19 protein-coding genes and 1 tRNA gene are annotated in these 17,002 nt (G+C 60.3%); 10 read left to right on the top strand and 10 right to left on the bottom strand.

Translation table 11 applies throughout. The features are described from left to right. Positions 1-164 precede the first annotated feature (164 nt). The 6 genes from EL18_RS14310 to EL18_RS14285 all read left to right on the top strand — a co-directional run bounded on the left by EL18_RS14310 (position 165) and on the right by EL18_RS14285 (position 5,827). Entirely contained in the window at positions 165-725 is a 561-nt protein-coding gene (locus EL18_RS14310; protein WP_036485714.1) for a F0F1 ATP synthase subunit delta, read from the top strand. Then, entirely contained in the window at positions 725-2,254 is a 1,530-nt protein-coding gene (gene atpA / locus EL18_RS14305; protein WP_036485712.1) for a F0F1 ATP synthase subunit alpha, read from the top strand. The genes EL18_RS14310 and atpA overlap by 1 nt, the downstream gene beginning before the upstream one ends. Before the next feature lie 12 nt (positions 2,255-2,266). Then, entirely contained in the window at positions 2,267-3,148 is an 882-nt protein-coding gene (locus EL18_RS14300; RefSeq protein WP_036485710.1) for a F0F1 ATP synthase subunit gamma, read from the top strand. A gap of 22 nt (positions 3,149-3,170) precedes the next feature. Continuing rightward, entirely contained in the window at positions 3,171-4,667 is a 1,497-nt protein-coding gene (gene atpD, locus EL18_RS14295) for a F0F1 ATP synthase subunit beta (protein ID WP_036485708.1), read from the top strand. Positions 4,668-4,737: 70 nt separating this feature from the next. Then, positions 4,738-5,145: a F0F1 ATP synthase subunit epsilon gene (locus EL18_RS14290; protein WP_036485706.1), complete on the top strand. Its 408-nt coding sequence runs from the start codon at positions 4,738-4,740 to the stop codon at positions 5,143-5,145. 169 nt (positions 5,146-5,314) lie between these two features. Beyond that, positions 5,315-5,827, top strand: coding sequence for a superoxide dismutase family protein (locus EL18_RS14285; protein WP_036485704.1), 513 nt, complete (start codon positions 5,315-5,317; stop codon positions 5,825-5,827). 2 nt (positions 5,828-5,829) lie between these two features. Here EL18_RS14285 and EL18_RS14280 read toward each other — a convergent pair whose 3' ends face one another. From EL18_RS14280 to EL18_RS14255, 6 genes are all read right to left on the bottom strand, one after another. Continuing rightward, positions 5,830-6,366, bottom strand: coding sequence for an RNA pyrophosphohydrolase (locus EL18_RS14280; protein ID WP_036485702.1), 537 nt, complete (start codon positions 6,364-6,366; stop codon positions 5,830-5,832). 37 nt (positions 6,367-6,403) lie between these two features. Next, entirely contained in the window at positions 6,404-7,597 is a 1,194-nt protein-coding gene (locus EL18_RS14275) for a divergent polysaccharide deacetylase family protein (protein WP_036485700.1), read from the bottom strand. Between the two features lie 188 nt (positions 7,598-7,785). Next, positions 7,786-9,111, bottom strand: coding sequence for a S41 family peptidase (locus EL18_RS14270; protein ID WP_036485698.1), 1,326 nt, complete (start codon positions 9,109-9,111; stop codon positions 7,786-7,788). Then, complete coding sequence (locus tag EL18_RS14265) at positions 9,101-10,327, bottom strand: murein hydrolase activator EnvC family protein (RefSeq protein WP_244444609.1); 1,227 nt, start codon at positions 10,325-10,327, stop codon at positions 9,101-9,103. The genes EL18_RS14270 and EL18_RS14265 overlap by 11 nt, the downstream gene beginning before the upstream one ends. 243 nt (positions 10,328-10,570) lie before the next feature. Further along, positions 10,571-10,897, bottom strand: coding sequence for a DUF167 domain-containing protein (locus tag EL18_RS14260; RefSeq protein WP_051914306.1), 327 nt, complete (start codon positions 10,895-10,897; stop codon positions 10,571-10,573). Continuing rightward, on the bottom strand, positions 10,890-11,183 hold the full coding sequence (locus EL18_RS14255) for a YggT family protein (RefSeq protein ID WP_036485686.1): 294 nt from the start codon (positions 11,181-11,183) through the stop codon (positions 10,890-10,892). Before EL18_RS14255 ends, EL18_RS14260 begins: the two co-directional genes overlap by 8 nt. Before the next feature lie 131 nt (positions 11,184-11,314). Between EL18_RS14255 and EL18_RS14250 the strand changes: the two genes are divergently transcribed. Continuing rightward, positions 11,315-11,390 (top strand) — tRNA-Ala (locus EL18_RS14250). Positions 11,391-11,408: 18 nt separating this feature from the next. Here the strand turns inward: EL18_RS14250 and EL18_RS14245 are convergent. Further along, a complete protein-coding gene (locus EL18_RS14245; protein ID WP_036486442.1) occupies positions 11,409-11,672 on the bottom strand; it encodes a DUF2312 domain-containing protein in 264 nt (87 codons plus the stop codon). A 171-nt stretch (positions 11,673-11,843) separates the two neighbouring features. Between EL18_RS14245 and EL18_RS14240 the strand changes: the two genes are divergently transcribed. Beyond that, positions 11,844-13,049 carry a BaiN/RdsA family NAD(P)/FAD-dependent oxidoreductase gene (locus EL18_RS14240; protein WP_036485684.1) on the top strand — a complete coding sequence of 402 codons (1,206 nt, stop codon included), beginning with the start codon at positions 11,844-11,846 and terminating at the stop codon, positions 13,047-13,049. Positions 13,050-13,061: 12 nt separating this feature from the next. Here the strand turns inward: EL18_RS14240 and EL18_RS14235 are convergent, their stop codons facing one another. Both EL18_RS14235 and EL18_RS14230 read right to left on the bottom strand, forming a co-directional pair. After that, positions 13,062-13,364 carry a DUF1244 domain-containing protein gene (locus EL18_RS14235; RefSeq protein WP_036485675.1) on the bottom strand — a complete coding sequence of 101 codons (303 nt, stop codon included), beginning with the start codon at positions 13,362-13,364 and terminating at the stop codon, positions 13,062-13,064. Continuing rightward, positions 13,364-14,173 carry an N-formylglutamate amidohydrolase gene (locus EL18_RS14230; RefSeq protein WP_036485673.1) on the bottom strand — a complete coding sequence of 270 codons (810 nt, stop codon included), beginning with the start codon at positions 14,171-14,173 and terminating at the stop codon, positions 13,364-13,366. Before EL18_RS14230 ends, EL18_RS14235 begins: the two co-directional genes overlap by 1 nt. 177 nt (positions 14,174-14,350) lie before the next feature. Between EL18_RS14230 and EL18_RS14225 the strand changes: the two genes are divergently transcribed. Together EL18_RS14225 and pyk are read left to right on the top strand one after the other, a co-directional pair. Beyond that, positions 14,351-14,857, top strand: a complete 507-nt coding sequence (locus EL18_RS14225; RefSeq protein ID WP_036486440.1) for a DUF1036 domain-containing protein — start codon at positions 14,351-14,353, stop codon at positions 14,855-14,857. Next, positions 14,854-16,290, top strand: coding sequence for a pyruvate kinase (gene pyk, locus EL18_RS14220; RefSeq protein WP_036485671.1), 1,437 nt, complete (start codon positions 14,854-14,856; stop codon positions 16,288-16,290). The genes EL18_RS14225 and pyk overlap by 4 nt, the downstream gene beginning before the upstream one ends. Positions 16,291-16,367: 77 nt before the next feature. On the opposite strand, the gene EL18_RS14215 is transcribed toward pyk, so the two are convergent. Next, positions 16,368-16,952 (bottom strand): tetratricopeptide repeat protein, encoded by a 585-nt coding sequence (locus tag EL18_RS14215; RefSeq protein WP_036485669.1) that lies wholly within the window; start codon positions 16,950-16,952, stop codon positions 16,368-16,370. Between the last annotated feature and the right edge of the window lie 50 nt (positions 16,953-17,002).

Raw genomic sequence — 17,002 nt, 5'->3', positions numbered from 1 at the left:
CCTGCGGAAGGCCTGTGCTAGACGGCAATCGGCTTTCGGCAGGGGGGTTATGCCGTACATTCTCCTCAGCCGATAAACTATCAACAAGGTCAGCATGTTAGACCCGAGCCATCCGGCTCCCGTGTCGCAATGTGCTGCCGCAAGCTGTGAGAAGAGACCATCCCGTGGCAGAATCTGGCTCGATGATCTCCGGAGTGGCAGGGCGCTATGCGCGGTCGCTCTTCGAACTTGCCCAGGAATCCGACTCAGTCGCCAATGTCGAGCAGGATCTCAACGATTTCGACAAGATTTTGCGCGACAGCGAAGACCTGCAGAGGCTGGTGAACAGTCCGGTCTTTTCCTCCGATGAACAGACCCGCGCCCTTGGTGCGGTCCTCGACAAGGCTGGGGTTTCCGGCCTGGTCGGCAATTTCCTTCGTGTCGTGGCGCAAAACCGCCGCCTCTTCGCCGTTCCGCAGATGATCCGCGCGTTTCGTCAGGTCGCTGCAGAAGCTCGTGGCGAAGTCGCTGCGGAAGTGACCGCTGCTCATGCGCTGAGCGCTGAGCAGGAGAAGGATCTCAAGGCAACACTGAAGGAAGTGGCCGGCAAGGACGTCAATATCGATGTCACGGTCGATCCCTCCCTTCTCGGCGGCCTTGTCGTGAAGCTGGGGTCGCGCCAGATCGACACTTCGCTTAAAACCAAACTCAATTCGCTCAAGCTTGCACTGAAAGAGGTCGGCTGATGGATATCCGCGCGGCGGAAATTTCCGCAATTCTAAAGGACCAGATCAAGAATTTCGGCAAAGAGGCCGAAGTTTCCGAGGTCGGTCAGGTTCTCTCCGTCGGTGACGGTATTGCCCGCGTCTATGGCCTCGACAATGTTCAGGCCGGTGAGATGGTCGAATTCCCGGGCGGGATTCGCGGCATGGCACTGAACCTTGAAGTCGACAATGTCGGTGTCGTTATTTTCGGCGCTGACCGCGACATCAAGGAAGGCGACACCGTCAAGCGCACCGGCGCCATCGTGGACGTGCCGGTTGGCCCGGGCCTGCTTGGCCGCGTGGTCGACCCGCTCGGCAACCCGCTCGACGGCAAGGGTCCGATCGAGGCGGCAGAGCGTCGCCGCGTTGACGTGAAGGCTCCGGGCATCATCCCGCGCAAGTCGGTTCACGAGCCGATGTCCACCGGCCTCAAGGCAATTGACGCCCTGATCCCGGTTGGCCGTGGCCAGCGCGAGCTGATCATTGGTGACCGCCAGACCGGCAAGACCGCCATCGTTCTCGACACCTTCCTTAACCAGAAGGGCATCAACGACAACGCAGCCGACGACCAGAAGCTCTACTGCGTCTATGTCGCTGTCGGCCAGAAGCGCTCCACCGTTGCCCAGTTCGTGAAGGTTCTGGAAGAGCGTGGCGCTCTTGAATACTCCATCGTGATCGCGGCAACCGCCTCCGATCCGGCACCGATGCAGTTCCTGGCGCCATTTGCCGGCTGCGCGATGGGTGAATATTTCCGCGACAACGGCCAGCATGCCGTGATCGCCTATGACGATCTGTCCAAGCAGGCTGTTGCCTACCGTCAGATGTCGCTCCTGCTTCGTCGTCCGCCCGGTCGTGAAGCTTACCCGGGTGACGTGTTCTACCTGCATTCCCGCCTTCTCGAGCGCGCTGCAAAGCTGAACGAGGACAATGGTTCGGGTTCGCTGACGGCTCTGCCGATCATTGAAACGCAGGCGAACGACGTTTCGGCCTATATTCCGACCAACGTGATTTCGATCACCGACGGCCAGATCTTCCTCGAGACCAACCTGTTCTTCCAGGGTGTCCGTCCGGCCGTTAACGTCGGTCTGTCGGTGTCCCGCGTGGGTTCGGCCGCTCAGGTCAAGGCCATGAAGCAGGTTGCAGGCTCCATCAAGGGTGAGCTTGCCCAGTATCGCGAAATGGCTGCCTTCGCGCAGTTCGGCTCGGATCTGGATGCTGCAACCCAGCGTCTTCTCAACCGTGGTGCGCGCCTGACCGAGCTGCTCAAGCAGCCGCAGTTCTCGCCGCTCAAGACGGAAGAGCAGGTTGCCGTGATCTTTGCCGGTGTGCAGGGCTATCTCGACAAGCTGGCCATCAAGGATGTCGGTCGCTTCGAGCAGGGCCTGCTGGCTCACATGCGCTCGGCCGGCAAGGACGTTCTTGAGACCATCCGCAAGGAGAAGGCTCTCTCCGACGATCTGCGTGCAAAACTCAAGGCCGAGATCGACACCTTCGCCAAGAACTTTGCCTGAGGCTGAAAAAGCATGGCTTCACTGAAGGACCTTCGCAACCGGATCGCCTCGGTCAAGGCGACGCAGAAGATCACCAAGGCGATGCAGATGGTCGCCGCGGCGAAGCTGCGTCGTGCGCAGGAGGCAGCGGAAGCCGCACGGCCATACGCCCAGCGTATGAGCACCGTACTGGCCAACGTGTCGAGCACCGTATCGGGTGCCGACGCTCCGCCGCTGATGGCAGGGACCGGACGCGACGACACGCATCTCCTGATCGTCGCGACGGCCGAGCGTGGTCTTTGCGGCGGCTTCAACAGCCAGATCGCGCGCAAGGCGCGCGATCACGTCCGCGAGCTTCTCGACGCTGGCAAGACGGTCAAGATCCTGTGCATCGGCAAGAAGGGTTACGACATCCTTCGCCGTGATTACGGATCGCTAATCATCGACCGCATTGACCTGCGTGAGGTGAAGAATATCGGCTTCGTCAACGCGAACGACATCGCCCGCAAGGTGATTGGTCTGTTCGAGGACGGCCAGTTCGATGTCGCTACGCTGATCTATTCGGAGTTCCGCTCCGTGATCAGTCAGGTGCCGACTGCCCTGCAGATTATTCCGGCAGCAGTGCCGGAAGCCGATGAAGCAGCAGCAAACGGCCCGGAAGCGATCTACGAATACGAGCCGGACGCAGCCTCAATCCTCGCGGATCTCATCCCCCGCAACATCTCGGTCCAGATTTTCAGGGCACTTCTTGAAAATGCGGCCGGCGAGATGGGTGCCAAGATGACCGCCATGGACAATGCGACCCGCAATGCAGGCGAGATGATCGACAAGCTGTCGATCACCTATAACCGCCAGCGTCAGGCGCAGATCACCAAGGAACTCATCGAGATTATTTCGGGCGCGGAAGCGCTCTAACGGACCGAAGAGGTTAATTATCATGGCTAGAGCAGCGACTCCGAAGACTTCGGCGACCGCTAAGAAAGCCGCTGCCGCGAAGAGCGGTGCGGCAGGCGCAGGCGGCGCCACCGGCACGATCCGCCAGGTGATCGGCGCCGTCGTGGACGTTCAGTTCACCGACCACCTTCCCGCGATCATGAACGCGCTGGAAACCGACAATAACGGCCAGCGTCTGGTTCTCGAGGTTGCACAGCACCTCGGCGAGAACACCGTTCGCACCATCTCCATGGACTCCACCGAGGGTCTGGTTCGCGGCCAGTCCGTAACTGACACCGGTGCTCCGATCTCCGTGCCGGTCGGCCCGGAAATGCTGGGTCGCATCATCAACGTCACCGGCGAGCCGATTGACGAAGCTGGTCCGATCGAAGCAACTGAGATGCGCGCGATCCACCAGCCTGCTCCCGAATATATTGAGCAGTCCACGGAAGCCGAAATCCTCGTCACCGGCATCAAGGTTCTCGACCTTCTCGCTCCTTACGCCAAGGGCGGCAAGATCGGTCTGTTTGGCGGCGCAGGCGTCGGCAAGACGGTTCTGATCCAGGAGCTCATCAACAACGTCGCCAAGGCGCACGGTGGTTACTCCGTGTTTGCAGGCGTTGGTGAGCGTACCCGTGAGGGCAACGACCTCTACCACGAGTTCATCGACTCCGGCGTGAACAAGCAGGGTGGCGGTGAAGGCTCCAAGGCTGCTCTCGTATACGGCCAGATGAACGAGCCGCCCGGTGCACGCGCACGCGTTGGCCTGACCGGTCTGACGGTTGCAGAATATTTCCGCGACCAGGGCCAGGACGTTCTGTTCTTCGTGGATAACATCTTCCGCTTCACGCAGGCTGGTTCCGAGGTGTCCGCACTTCTCGGCCGCATTCCGTCCGCTGTGGGTTATCAGCCGACGCTGGCAACCGACATGGGCGCCCTGCAGGAACGCATTACCACGACCACCAAGGGCTCGATTACCTCGGTGCAGGCCATCTACGTGCCCGCCGACGACTTGACCGACCCTGCACCGGCAACGTCCTTTGCTCACCTTGATGCAACGACGGTTCTCAACCGCGCCATCTCCGAGAAGGGCATCTACCCGGCCGTGGATCCGCTGGACTCCACCTCGCGCATGCTCGACCCGATGATCGTCGGTGAGGAGCATTACGAGGTTGCTCGTGCGGTTCAGCAGACGCTGCAGCGCTACAAGTCGCTTCAGGACATCATCGCCATCCTTGGCATGGACGAGCTTTCCGAAGAGGACAAGCTTACCGTTGCCCGTGCCCGCAAGATCGAGCGCTTCCTGTCCCAGCCGTTTTTCGTGGCCGAGGTCTTCACCGGTTCGCCGGGCAAGCTTGTCGACCTTCAGGACACGATCAAGGGCTTCAAGGGCCTCGTCAACGGCGAGTACGATCACCTTCCCGAGGCTGCCTTCTACATGGTCGGCACCATCGAGGACGCGATCGAGAAGGCCGAGAAGCTGGCAGCTGAAGCTGCCTGACAAGGCGCGAATGCACGATAGCCGGCGGCGGAACACACCGCCCCGGCTCTTTTTCAAGCGGTAGGAAATCATGGCCCAAGCTTTCAAGTTCGAACTGGTTTCGCCTGAGCGCCTCCTTTTCTCCGAAGAGGCCACCGAGGTCGTGATCCCCGGCACCGAGGGTGAAATGACGGTCATGGCCAACCATGCGCCAACCATGACCAGCATCAATCCGGGTGTGGTATCCGTTACTTCGCAGGGCGGCGAGAAGGAACAGTTCGCCGTATTCGGCGGCTTCGCCGACATCCTTCCCGACCAGTGCACCCTTCTGGCCGAAGCAGCCGTTCGCCTTGCTGATCTGAGCAAGGAAGATCTGGAGCAGCGGATCGAGGCAGTCCGTTCGGAGATGGAAGAAGCCAAGGACTACGAGGCTCGCTCCAAGGCGGAGCTTTATCTCTCCCAGCTTACGACCCTTCAGGGCGCGATCATCCCCGCCTGATCTGTTCGAATCCGAATTACGAAAAAGGCCGGCCTTAGTGCCGGCCTTTTTCGTCTCAGAAGCCAAGGAAACATATCCCCCGCTCACCTGTTCGGACATCATTAGGCCCGGTCTTCTGCCGAGGCCAATGGCGCCATCATGGCGCACGAGGAGAGAAGGGAGGACAGATATGCGTCAACTCATCTACGCGGCTTTGGCAACCGCTCTGACGGCCGTTACAGCGCAGGCACAGGATCAGGCGTCCGCCAACATGATCAACACCGACGAGCAGTCCGTCGGCACCGTGACATTCAACCAGACCGCATCCGGCATGGTTCACGTGATCGTGGAGATGACCGACCTGCCACCCGGACCACACGGTTTTCACGTGCATGAAACCGGCGCATGCGACCCCGCTGACGGTTTCAAGTCGGCAGGCGGACATTATGCCGGCGACAAGGATCACGGGATTGAAGCCGAAGGCGGGCCCCATCCGGGTGATTTTCCAAACGTGAATGTCGGTCAGGACGGTGTGCTGAAGCTCGAGTTCTTCACTGAGCACCTGAGCCTTTCTGCTGACGGTGACAATCCCTTGCGTGATGAAGACGGCTCTGCGGTCGTCGTTCATGCTGGAGCCGATGACTACACCAGCCAGCCTTCAGGTGATGCAGGCGACAGGATAGCCTGCGGCGTCATCGAATAGGCTCAAGATGCAGCTTTCGTGCTTTCCGGCACCAGATGCCGGAAGGCCTCCACAACCTGCTCATAGACCTTGCGCTTGAATGGCACGATGAGTTGGGGAAGCTCATCCAGCCTCTTCCATTCCCAGGCATCGAACTCGGCGCTGTGACCGCCCGGCGGGGGGTTGATGGCGATCTCGCCCTCGTCACCCTCGAATCGGAATGCAAACCATCGCTGTGTCTGTCCCCGGTAGCGCCCCTTGAGAGCAACACCGATCAGATGATCGGGCAGGTCGTAGTTGATCCATTCGGGTGCTTCGGCAAGCAAGGAGACGCTGCGCATGCCGGTCTCCTCATACAGTTCGCGTAGGGCAGCCTCCAGAGGGTCCTCTCCCTTGTCGATACCACCCTGCGGCATCTGCCAGAGCTGCGGAACACCCTCGAGTTCTCCCTTTGGCTCCACGATCCGCCGTCCGGCCCAGACCCGGCCCTGCGCATCCAGCACCATCACGCCGACACATTGCCGGTAAGGAAGATCCTCTGCCCTGATGGTCTTGCTCATGGTTCCCAGCCCCTTGCCTGATCTGACGTTCCGACTATCAGCGTTCCGGGTCGAATGAAACCGCCGTGACGGGCACGAGTTCTATGCCGCGCTTGCGTACCTCGCCCGCCCACGCACTGACGGTTTCCACTGTCGCCTCCAGCGCGGAGCCATACCCGATTGCCATGCCCTTCGCCCGTGCTGTCCGCTCAAGCTCGTCAAGCTTCGCCAATATGTCGCCGCGCTTTCCACTCGCGTCTATGGCCGCATCACTGGCAGCGAAGGGCACTCCCTTCCTTTGGGCAACGTCGCGGGCCAGACTGCGCGCGGAGCTGCCGTCATCCAGATAGCCAAGACCGCGCTGAGCGAGCTCATCCATGAGCTCTTCCATGGCGGCCTGGTCGGCGGTGAAGCGCGCGCCCATATAATTCATCACGCCAACATAATTGGTCATGCGTGCGAGAACCCAATGGAGATCATCCTGCCGTTGCGTTTCACTGGCCGATACGAGCAGTGTATGCCGCCCGGGATTTGCACGGGGGTAGTCGAATGGCTCCAGCGGCACCTGCAGCAGTATCTCGTGGCCGTCACGCCGCGCTTCCTGCATCCACCGCCCCAGACTGTTGCCGTGAGGGGCGAAGGCAAGCGTCACCTCTCCCGGCAGAGCCTGAATGGCCGCCTGAGTGCCTGTTTGCGAAATACCAAGCCCGCCAATCACGATCGCGATCTTTGCGCCCCCTGCCCCCGACCATGGACGCGCATAGGCATCAAAGGGGCGCCGGCCATTGGCGTCGCGCACGGGCAGCACGCCTGATTCCGACTCTTCCAGCAACGCCCGGTCCGGCAGATGCGCAACCCGACTATCCGGCCCCACCGAAGATGGGTCGCGGATCACGATGCGCTTGAAGCTGTCGTTCTCGGGGACAGGTTTCGGAACCTTGATGATCTGAGGCTTGCCTTCCACGTTCGATGGCGCTTCTCTCGCGGCTGCCGCAACCGGTTTTGCATCATCAAGCGTGGCGCTGCCATCGGTGGCCATGGCATCGGGCGCTGCTGCTTGCACCATCTGCCCGTTTCCCGTGCCGTCATAGCCCTTGTCGCGCAATGCCAAAACCGTTGAACCCGCAACGACTGCGACGGCAAGACTACCGTACAGGAAACTGGCGAGCCCAACGCGCCGCGCAGTCCGCGTCTGGCGCGGCTCTGGCGTTTGTCCAAGTGGCGTGTCGAGCCTGTTCTGAGAGCTTTTCATGCTGTTCGGGATGACTCAGGAAACGGGGGCGAATATGGCCACAATTCAATCTTTTCCAAGCGTGGCTGAATAGCAACAGAATCCCTATTGCCAAAAATTGCAACCGGGTTCGCAATTTCACCTTCGATGCATGGAAAAAGCCCGCGCAAAGAAAAACACCCGCCGGTCGGGCGGGTGTTTCGAAAGGTCTACTGGTTCATCACGGCCTTGTCCGGATTGGGCGGGAATGCCGGGTCGGATTTCTCGCCTCGCAGAAGCTGCAGGGCGAAACGCAGCTGCTCGTCTTCTTCCGGGTCCTGCGGAACATATGCGATGGAGCCGGAACCCTCTTCGCTTTCTTCCTCACCCTGGATATGACCGCGAAGATCGGATTCGCCGCGTGTCAGATCGCTGCCGGCCATGTCTTCCGGCAGAGGCTGCTCGACCTTGATGTCCGGTGTGATGCCCTTGCCCTGGATCGACTGGCCGGAAGGCGTGTAATAGAGCGCCGTCGTAAGCCGCAACGCACCATTCTCGCCAAGCGGAATGATCGTCTGTACCGAGCCCTTGCCGAAGGACTGTGTGCCAAGAACCGTCGCACGACGGTGATCCTGCAGTGCGCCGGCCACGATCTCCGAAGCGCTTGCCGACCCGCCATTGATCAGGACGACAAGCGGCTTGCCATCGATATTGTCACCCGCACGCGAGTCGTAGCGCGAAATGTCTTCAGCCTCGCGACCACGGGTCGAAACAATCTCGCCGCGCTCCAGGAAGGCATCGGAGACGTTGACTGCCTGATCGAGAAGGCCGCCCGGATTGAGACGGAGGTCAAGGACATAGCCCTTCAGGTCCTTGTCGGGGACTTCGTTCTTGATGGCCTCGATCGCTTCCTTCAGATCATTCGTGGTCTTCTCGGTGAAGGATGTGATCTTGAGGTAACCGACATCTTCCTCGACGCGGTACTTGACCGCCTTCACCTTCACGATGTCGCGGATGATGGTGATCTGCAGCGGCTTGGCCACGCCTTCGCGCAGGACCGAAAGCTCGATAGGTGTGTTTACCGGGCCGCGCATCAGGTCGACCGCATCGGAAAGCGTCATGCCGCGCACCTCCTCGCCGTCGATCTTCTCGATCAGATCGCCGGAAAGAATGCCTGCGCGCGCAGCCGGCGTGTCATCGATCGGAGCGACAACCTTCACCAGCTCGTTTTCCATGGTGACTTCGATGCCAAGACCGCCGAACTCGCCCTTGGTCTGAACCCGCATGTCTTTTGCGGCTTCGGCATTGAGGTAGGAAGAATGCGGATCAAGCGAGGTGAGCATGCCGTTGATGGCGCTCTCGACCAGCTCCTTGTCATCCGGCGGCGTTACATATTGAGCCCGCACGCGCTCGAAAATGTCACCAAATATGGCGAGCTGCCGGTAGGTGTCCGTGCCTGCCGCATTCGCCGAAACACCGTTCGCGCCATTGACCACCGTGACAGCAGTCGCGCCGAGCAGGGCTCCAGCGAACAACATGGACAGCTTACGTATCATTTCCCATCCTTCCAGGTGTTTCCCGCGCCCACCAGCGCCTGGGATCGACGGGTGTTCCGTCTTTTCTGAATTCTATGTAGAGCTCGCGCTCGGAACCTTCCATTGGTCCTGCCGCGATGCTCGCCAGCCGTGCCTCGCCCATAAGGCCAACCGGCTCTCCCGCCAGCACTTTCTGACCAAGCTTGACGTTCAACCGATCCATTCCAGCCAACACAATATGATAGTCATCGCCCGGGTCCAGTATCAATAGCTGACCATATGAGCGGAAAGGCCCCGCATAGAGCACCGTGCCATCCGCCGGAGATGTAACGATTGCGCCCGATTGTGTCCTTAGAATGTCGCCTTTCAGCGCTGCTCCGGTGCTGTCATCTTCACCAAAGCGTGATGCGAAAGTGCCTGAAACAGGCAGCGGAACCATGCCGCGGCGCTCCGAAAAAGGCACTAGCTCCTTAAGGCCCGTACCCTCCCGTGCATTTTCCCGCTGCTCCTCCATGCGTTCACTCAGGCTGGTGATCTTGCTCTGCAATGCACCGATAAGCGCCTGCAGGCTGTCCGCCTCCATCGCAAGCGTCTCGGCCTGCTCGAGCTCTTCGCGCATCTGCCCTTCAGCTTCCGCCTGCATGCGCTGCTGCTCTTCCAAAAGGGCCTCTAGGCGCTGCTTCTCCTTCGCCTGTGCGGCGATCTTTGCGGTAAGCCGCTCCTGCTCGTCATTGATCGAGGCCACAACGCGCGAAAGCTCTCGCAAATCCGTGGCGAGCATTTCGGTTTCCGAGCGAAGCTCCGGAACGACCGCACCCAACAGGATCGCGCTGCGCACGGAGGCCAGCGCATCTTCAGGCCGAACCAGAATCGCCGGCGGCGGGTTGAGACCCATGCGCTGCAGGGCGCCCAGCACCTCCGCCAGTGTTCCGCGCCGGGCGCGTAGCGATGTCTTCAGGTCCTCCCGGCGCAGCAACAGGCTTTCCAGCCGGGTCTCGATATCAGCGATGTCTTCGGAGAGCTTGCGCTCGGTCTTGGCTGTCTGGATAAGTGCTGCAGTGACCGCATTCTGGTCGTCGCGAACCTTGTCGATTTCCTCCGCCAGTTCCTGCTGACGCTGCTGGCTGGCTTCCAGCTCCTGCGTCACCCGCTCGAATTCCTGCTCCCGCTCGATGCGCTGTTGTTCGAGGAAATCCACTGTCTGGGCATTGAGCCCGACGGGCCATGCAAGGCTCACGGCCAGCACCCCGGCAGCGAGGGGCCGCAAACAAGAACGGAGCCTGAAAGACGCGACGCTCATCAAGAGCCTTCTGCTGCTGCAAATTACCGGTCGGCGGACCATAGCGAAGCCATCGTTAATGAAGCATCAACCATGACGCACAACGCCGCGATCAGACCTATTTTCCGTTCAGGGATTGTAATGCGAGATCACGGCTTCCGGGGCGACATTCCGGCCACACTGTTGGACGAAACGCAGCTCTCACCCCGAAGCTTCTGCAAATGACATGCATGTCTGAGCCAGGACATCCCTATTGCCGCGGATCAGAACCACCTTGCGGCGGCTCGTCTGCCCGCTTTCGATGGCAATGTCGGACTTTGCCACGTGGAAGGTCTTGGCCAGCAGCTTTTCCAATGCTCGATTGGCCCTGCCGTCCTCAGGCACCGCACGCACGCGCGCTTTCAGCCAGACCTCCTCGCCGCCAACGCCTTCGACCGAACCGATGGCGTCACGCGCTGCTTTTGGCGTCACGCGAATACGAACGCGTATGCCCTCGCTGCAGATCGTGAAGAACCCGCCCTCAGCCAAGAAGCGCAGGTGCTACGGTCGTGATGAGAAACTGACGGACGAAGAAGAGGATCAGAAGAAGTATGATCGGTGAAATGTCTATCCCGCCAAGATCAGGAAGCACGCGCCGGATGGGGCGCAGCGCCGGTTCGGTCACGCGATAGAGAAAATTGCCGACCGCACCGACAAACTGATTGCCCGAATTCACGACATTGAAGGCGTAAAGCCAGGAGAAGATGGCGGATCCGATAATGAGCCACCAATAGATGTCGAGCGCCATGACGATGGTCTGAATAAGCGCGAGCATTCATTTCTCCGTGGCCATTCTTCAAAAAGCACACGACATGTAGCCATTGCAGGCCAAAGCGGCAAGAGCCTTGGCCTTCGACGCTTCTTGACAGCCTTCGCAGCGCATTCCTAAATGCAGCGCATGGCGATGGGGCTGTAGCTCAGTTGGGAGAGCGCGTCGTTCGCAATGACGAGGTCAGGGGTTCGATTCCCCTCAGCTCCACCAAGGCATTCGATCCGAAGATCAGGGCATCCCCAACGCGGCCTTGTAGAGGTCGATCATCGCCTCTTCTTCCTGGCGCTCGGCTTCTTCCTTCTTGCGCAGGCGCACGATCGTGCGAACAGCCTTTGTGTCGAAGCCGTTGGCCTTCATCTCGGCATAGACTTCCTTGATGTCCTCCGAGATGGTCTTCTTCTCTTCCTCAAGCCGTTCCACGCGCTCGATGAAGGCCCGCAGCTGGCCGGCGGCAACGGTCTGGGAAGTCTCGCTGGTGATATCGTCTGCCATGACACTCTCCGAATGTGATGTGATGCCCGACTCGCGGGAAGAATAGAGTTGCGGTTCGATGCCCCAGCCGTCCCGGCGGGTCAAGACTTGTTCGAGTGCCTGCGTCATTGGCTCAGCGTGCCGCGCAATGCTATGGGCTGCCTCAGTTGAAGCAAGGGTGCCGCGCCGCCGATGAGAGTTGAACAGTTCGACACAGTGATTCTGGGTGCCGGTGCGGCCGGGATGATGTGTGCCATATATGCAGCCTCCCGGGGCGGTCGTGTTCTTGTGGTGGATCATGCCAAGGCACCGGGCGAGAAAATTCGCATCTCCGGCGGCGGTCGCTGCAATTTCACGAATATCGGCGCACGGGCGGAGAACTTCATCTCCGGCAACCGCCATTTTGCCAAGTCCGCCCTCGGCCGCTACACACCGCGCGACTTTCTCGATCTCGTCGAGAAGCACGACATTCCCTGGCACGAGAAGACGCTTGGACAACTCTTTTGCGATCGCTCCGCCAAGGACATCATCCAGATGCTCCGCAACGAGATGGAGCAGGCAAAGGTCGAGATGCGCCTGCGCACCACGCTCGAGGCCATCGACAGGACCGAAAGCGGTTTCGTGCTGCGGCTTGGAGGCGACTGGCCCGGGGCAATTACCGCCAGAAACTTCGTCGTCGCCTGCGGCGGCAAGTCGATCCCGAAAATGGGTGCGACAGGCCATGGCTACCAGCTCGCTGAGCGTTTTGGCCTCTCGGTAACACCAACACGCCCTGCCCTGGTGCCTTTGACATTTGGTGAAGATGTTCTGGCCGGTTTCCGCGAGATCTCCGGCATTTCCGCCGATGCGGTCGTCAAAGTTGGCAAGGCGCGCTTTGAGGAAGCGATACTCTTCACCCATCGCGGCATGTCCGGCCCCGCCATTCTCCAGATTTCATCCTATTGGCGCGAAAAGCAGCCAATTCGCATCTGTCTGGAGCCCACCGTCGATATTGCCGAAAGGCTGATCGAAATGAAGCAGGCATTCCCGCGGAGAACCCTGCCGACGGCTCTTGCCGAGATCTTGCCCAAACGCCTTGCCGCATATCTGGCGCAAACGAATGGCTGGAGCGGAATCCTCGGCGAACAGGCCGACCGCAAGCTCGCGGCCATCGCGGAAGGGCTGAAAAACTGGGAGCTGTATCCCACAGGCACCGAAGGCTATCGCACTGCCGAAGTTACCCTCGGCGGCGTGGACACGGCTGGTCTGGAATCGAAGACCATGGAAGCGAAATCCGTGCCCGGCCTCTATTTCATCGGCGAGGTCGTCGACGTCACCGGATGGCTTGGCGGCTACAATTTCCAGTGGGCATGGTCATCAGGTTGGGCTGCCGGCACCGCGATTTCGGCCGGAGAATAAGCTGCAGCGCTGCTATTCTTCTTGCCGCTCGGCGAATTTCTTCTGCTGCTCCGGGCTCGCCTCGGTCTGATGGCGCGCGCGCCATTCCTCATAGGGCATGCCGTAGACGATCTCGCGTGCCTCGTCCTTGGACAAGGGCGTTCCGGCTTCTTCTGCCGCTTCCTGATACCAGCGTGAGAGACAGTTGCGGCAGAAGCCCGCGAGATTCATCATGTCGATATTCTGCACATCCGTCCGCTCGCGCAGATGCGACACAAGCCGGCGGAAAGCTGCGGCCTCGAGATCGCGCGTCTGTTCGGGTGTCAGCTTGTCCATCATGATCTCCCTGGTACGGGGCCGGTACGCGACGGCCCGATTATGCTCTCATGCAACTCCGAACGGCTGTTCAACTCATCCAGCATCGGTGCCAGGCGGTTGGCCCATTCCTGAATGCCGGCATCCCCTGATATCAGGTCCTGGCGTATTTCGATCAAGGCATGGGCATAGCCTCGCACCGTACAGTGCTTGAACATGCTGTCACCGGCCAGCGCGCCTTCATAAGGTTCGTTGTCACCGACCAAGAGACCGGGCTCTGACCGCAACATCTCCAGAAGCGGCTTCACCGCGCGCTCATCACTGTCCCATAATATGCCTGCATGCCATGGACGTTCGCGTCCCTGCATGCGCGGCGTGAAGGAATGCAGCGAAATGACCAGTGGCGGCCTGCCGGAGCCGTTTTCAACATTGTCCAGCAGTTCATCCACCGCCTGATGGTAGGGCTGGTAATAGCGCTCGAGCCGCAGTGACCGCTCCTGCTCGCTCAGCGGATAATTGCCCGGCACGACCGTGCCGTCATAGAGCTGACGGATCAGTGTCGGATCGTCCTCGCCTCGATTCGGATCGATCAACAGGCGCGAGAACCGCGCCATGACGGCTGGCGCGCCCGTCAGACGGGACAATGCACGGGTCAATGCCTCGATCCCGATGTCATAGGCGATGTGCCGCTGCATTTCACAAGCCGGCAAGCCGAGCGTTCCATATGAATCCGGCAGCAGGTTGAAAGCGTGGTCCGCGATGAGGACCAGACCGGACGAGAAATCGCCCTCGATCTTCTCAAAAGGCGGGAATTGTGAAGCGGCTGTCATCTGGCTCGTTCAAAAGGTGAGTGCATTATTGCCTCCTTCTTTCCAAAACACCGGCCCTCATGCAATCTTTTGATGGAAAAGCAGCTTTTGGCTTCGCCAATCTTTCCCCCGCGTTGACAGTGAGGCGGACATTGCCGAAAAGGTAGCCATGCTGATTTTCATGGATAGAGCGTGATCATGCTGTCCGCTAAACCGAATAAAATGGTGCGGTCGGCGCTTTTGCTTGCCGCAACAGCGAGCGGGTTCCTGCTTTTGGGCGCCAGGCCCGGCCTGGCGGATTTCCGCGTTTGCAACGCGACGCAGAATCTGGTGGGCGTGGCCATTGGCTATCGCGCGGCAACCGGCTGGATCAGTGAAGGCTGGTGGCACATTGAAGGCTCCACCTGCAAGACGCTGATCGAGGGCCGCCTGGAGTCGCGCTACTACTATCTCTATGCCGAGGATGCGACACGCGGCGGGCGCTGGGAAGGCCCGATCCAGATGTGCGTAGCCGACAAGGAATTCAAGATTTCGGGCGTGAACGATTGTTTTGCCCGCGGCTTCCAGCGCGCGGGCTTCCAGGAATATGACACAGGCGAACAGGAGAACTGGATGGTGCAGTTGACGGATGGCGGGCCTACTTCGGCTACACAAGGCAACGCGAGCCCGGCTGCAGCAGCACCAGCCACGGGGGCATCACAATGAAGCGTAATCGCAAGGTCAAGATTCTTGCCACACTGGGCCCGGCATCCTCCGAAAAGGAGCAGATCGCAGCCCTTCACAAGGCAGGCGCCGACGTCTTCCGCATCAATATGAGCCATGCGGACCACGATTTGATGCGCACTCTCGTGGCTCGCATTCGTGACGTGGAGAAGGAAGCAGAGCGTCCGATCGGCATTCTGGCCGACCTTCAGGGGCCGAAGCTTCGCGTCGGTACCTTTGCGGACAAGGGCGTTACGCTTGAAGTTGGCCAGGACTTCACTCTGGACGACGATGAAGCGCCCGGCGACAAGACACGCGTTCACTTGCCGCATCCCGAGATCCTGAAATCGGTTGAGCCGGGCCACCGCTTGCTCATCGATGATGGTCGCCTTCAGCTTGTATGCGTGGAAACCACCGGAAACGCCTTGAAATGCCGCGTTGTCGCCGGCAACAAGATTTCCAACCGCAAGGGCGTCAGCCTGCCCGATACCGACCTGCCGCTTGGCGCGCTGACCGAGAAGGACCGGAAGGATCTGGAAGCCGTTCTGGAAACGGGGGTCGACTGGATCGCCCTTTCCTTTGTCCAGCGTCCCGAAGATCTGGCCGATGTGCGCAAGGTTGCCCGTGGCCGTGCCGCCCTCATGGCGAAGATCGAAAAGCCGCAGGCCGTCAAGCGCCTCGGCGAGATCCTGGAGCTTTCCGATGCACTCATGGTCGCACGCGGTGATCTTGGCGTGGAAATGCCCATCGAATCGGTGCCGGGTATCCAGAAGCAGATCACCCGCGCCTGCCGCCGCGCCGGCAAGCCGGTGGTGGTAGCCACCCAGATGCTTGAGTCCATGATCTCCGCGCCGGTGCCAACCCGCGCGGAAGTGTCCGACGTCGCAACGGCTGTTTTTGAAGGCGCGGATGCCGTCATGCTCTCTGCCGAGTCGGCTGCCGGCGAATATCCGGTTGAAGCAGTGTCCATGATGGATTCCATCGCCACCAAGGTGGAGCGTGACCCGACCTACGCCAATATCGTCAATGCACAGCGTTCCGAGCCCGAATCGACAGGCGCTGACGCCATCTCGCTGGCCTCGCGCCAGATTGCCGAGACGCTCAACCTTTCGGCCATCGTGACCTACACCTCGTCAGGCACGACCGGGCTTCGCGCAGCGCGTGAGCGCCCGCATGTGCCGATCATCGCGCTGTCGCCTGTCGTGGAAACCGCCCGCCGCCTGAGCCTTGTCTGGGGCACGCATTGCGTCGTCTCTGCCGACGCCAGTGATCTCGACGACATGGTGGACCGCGCCTGCCGCATCGCTTTCGAGGAGAAATTCGCAAAGCCCGGCGACCGCGTCATCATCACGGCCGGCGTGCCCCTGCGCACGCCAGGCGCCACGAACATGCTGCGCATCGCCTATGTCGGTTCGGACGGTCTTAGCGGCATCTAGAAGGCAGCAGTGTTGCCGAATCAAAAAACGCCGGGTTCAGCCCGGCGTTTTTCTTTGGCACCAATTATTGGGCGCTGCTAAAGCCGCTCATCTGTCTGATCGTCGGTGATATCGATAAGCGCGCGCTGTGCGTTGCGCTGCATTGGATAGACTTCAAGCATGCGCCGATAGATGCCGAGTGCCTGCTCTTCCAGACCTTGCGAACGCAAGATGCCGGCCACGCCCGCCATGGCCTCGAAATGCCGGGGCTCCATGGACAGGACACGGTAGAAATCCGCCATCGCCTGCCCCATCTCACCGCGCATCAGATGGATCGTCGCACGGGCATTGAATCCGTTGGCGTAGCCCGGATAGAGAAGCGTGACCTGATCGATGAGATCGAGGGCCACATGAAACTTGTCTTCACGCGCGGCACTTTGCGCCCAATCGATCAGAAGTTCGGCGGTTTCGCCGCCCTGGCTGGCCCATGCATCTCGGATTTGCTCTGCAACGCGACGTGCAGCGGCTTCATTCCGCTCCGCACGCAGTCGCGCATAAAGCGCCTCGAGGCGCTCGGCCGGCGAAAGGGAAGCCTCGGTCTCACCCGTTCCCTGCGCATGAGCGATAGGTGCGGGGACAACCACAAGCAGAAAAGCAGCGAATATGGCGCGCAAGAAAAACATAAGGGGCAGCCTAGCCGCCCCTCATGTCCGAAAAAAGTCAAATCTACGTA

It is taken from the genome of Nitratireductor basaltis (genome assembly GCF_000733725.1).
GTDB lineage: Bacteria > Pseudomonadota > Alphaproteobacteria > Rhizobiales > Rhizobiaceae > Chelativorans > Chelativorans basaltis.
This window is presented reverse-complemented; position numbering and strand designations above follow the sequence as displayed.

What these genes read in the sequence shown, in the direction of transcription:
- atpA (WP_036485712.1), top strand. Translation starts at nt 725, where the DNA reads ATGGATATCCGCGCGGCGGAAATTTCCGCAATTCTAAAGGACCAGATC.
- EL18_RS14300 (WP_036485710.1), top strand. Translation starts at nt 2,267, where the DNA reads ATGGCTTCACTGAAGGACCTTCGCAACCGGATCGCCTCGGTCAAGGCG.
- atpD (WP_036485708.1), top strand. Translation starts at nt 3,171, where the DNA reads ATGGCTAGAGCAGCGACTCCGAAGACTTCGGCGACCGCTAAGAAAGCC.
- EL18_RS14290 (WP_036485706.1), top strand. Translation starts at nt 4,738, where the DNA reads ATGGCCCAAGCTTTCAAGTTCGAACTGGTTTCGCCTGAGCGCCTCCTT.
- EL18_RS14285 (WP_036485704.1), top strand. Translation starts at nt 5,315, where the DNA reads ATGCGTCAACTCATCTACGCGGCTTTGGCAACCGCTCTGACGGCCGTT.
- EL18_RS14280 (WP_036485702.1), bottom strand. Translation starts at nt 6,366, where the DNA reads ATGAGCAAGACCATCAGGGCAGAGGATCTTCCTTACCGGCAATGTGTC.
- EL18_RS14275 (WP_036485700.1), bottom strand. Translation starts at nt 7,597, where the DNA reads ATGAAAAGCTCTCAGAACAGGCTCGACACGCCACTTGGACAAACGCCA.
- EL18_RS14270 (WP_036485698.1), bottom strand. Translation starts at nt 9,111, where the DNA reads ATGATACGTAAGCTGTCCATGTTGTTCGCTGGAGCCCTGCTCGGCGCG.
- EL18_RS14255 (WP_036485686.1), bottom strand. Translation starts at nt 11,183, where the DNA reads ATGCTCGCGCTTATTCAGACCATCGTCATGGCGCTCGACATCTATTGG.
- EL18_RS14245 (WP_036486442.1), bottom strand. Translation starts at nt 11,672, where the DNA reads ATGGCAGACGATATCACCAGCGAGACTTCCCAGACCGTTGCCGCCGGC.
- EL18_RS14240 (WP_036485684.1), top strand. Translation starts at nt 11,844, where the DNA reads ATGAGAGTTGAACAGTTCGACACAGTGATTCTGGGTGCCGGTGCGGCC.
- EL18_RS14235 (WP_036485675.1), bottom strand. Translation starts at nt 13,364, where the DNA reads ATGGACAAGCTGACACCCGAACAGACGCGCGATCTCGAGGCCGCAGCT.
- EL18_RS14230 (WP_036485673.1), bottom strand. Translation starts at nt 14,173, where the DNA reads ATGACAGCCGCTTCACAATTCCCGCCTTTTGAGAAGATCGAGGGCGAT.
- EL18_RS14225 (WP_036486440.1), top strand. Translation starts at nt 14,351, where the DNA reads ATGCTGTCCGCTAAACCGAATAAAATGGTGCGGTCGGCGCTTTTGCTT.
- pyk (WP_036485671.1), top strand. Translation starts at nt 14,854, where the DNA reads ATGAAGCGTAATCGCAAGGTCAAGATTCTTGCCACACTGGGCCCGGCA.
- EL18_RS14215 (WP_036485669.1), bottom strand. Translation starts at nt 16,952, where the DNA reads ATGTTTTTCTTGCGCGCCATATTCGCTGCTTTTCTGCTTGTGGTTGTC.